Origin of the sequence: Variovorax sp. WDL1, from assembly GCF_001541225.1 — a bacterium.
GTDB lineage: Bacteria > Pseudomonadota > Gammaproteobacteria > Burkholderiales > Burkholderiaceae_C > Variovorax.
This window is the reverse complement of sequence record NZ_LMTS01000238.1, coordinates 151,962-152,870: the sequence shown is the minus strand read 5'-3', so window position 1 is coordinate 152,870 and position 909 is coordinate 151,962. Positions and strand designations below refer to the sequence as shown.

The window sequence follows — 909 nt, the reverse complement described above, 5'->3', positions numbered from 1 at the left end:
TGGCTGCCGCAGGCGACGCAGCCGGTGGACCTGGTCGGCGCCTCCATCGGCGCATGGCGGCTGGCCAGTGCGTGCCTGAGCGATCCGAAGACGGCCTTCGAGCAGTTCGAGCGGGGCTACATCCACCAGCACTTCGAGGTTCCGGCGGGACAGAAGCGCATGAGCGCGCAACAGGTCAGCGCGAAGTTCAGCGAGGGGTTGCGCGACTTCTACGGCGGCCGCACGCGCGAGGTGCTCGCGCATCCGCGCTACCGGCTGCATGTGATTGCGGCGCGCGGGCGCCACATCCTCGGGCGCGAGGGCAGGGCGCGCACGCCGGCCGGCTATCTCGGCGCCTTCATCACCAACAGCGTGCACCGCAAGGGCCTCGGCGCGTGGCTGGAGCGCGTGGTGTTCTCCAGTCCCGGCGCCGCGCTGCCCTTCGGCACGCAGGACTTCCGCACGCGCCAGGTCGCGCTGGCCGAGGCCAACTTCGAGCTCGCGCTGCAGGCCTCCTGCTCGGTCCCCTTCATGCTGGCGGCGGTGCACGACATTCCCGGCGCGCCGCCCGGCGCCTACTGGGACGGCGGCATCACCGACTACCACCTGCACCTGAACTACGGCAACCCGGACGGCGTGGTGCTGTATCCGCATTTCCAGAAGGCGGTGGTACCGGGCTGGCTCGACAAGGGGCTCAAGTGGCGCCACAAGCCCACCCGCTTTCTCGATCGCACGGTGGTGCTGGCGCCCGATCCGGCGTGGGTGCGCAAGCTGCCCGATGGCAAGCTGCCCGACCGCAACGACTTCCTGCGCTACGGCAACGATTGGGCCGCCCGCGTCAAGGCCTGGGGCACGGCCGCGCAGGAGGCTCGCCGACTGGCGGACGAGCTGGCCGAGTGGCTGCATCGGGGCAGCCCGGTGGCGGACGCG

Annotated in this window: 1 protein-coding gene; it reads left to right on the top strand. The window is 71.3% G+C overall.

Annotated features, from left to right (window positions below):
- The coding region (locus APY03_RS29740; RefSeq protein ID WP_232324465.1) for a patatin-like phospholipase family protein at positions 1–909 on the top strand (909 nt) is incomplete at both ends.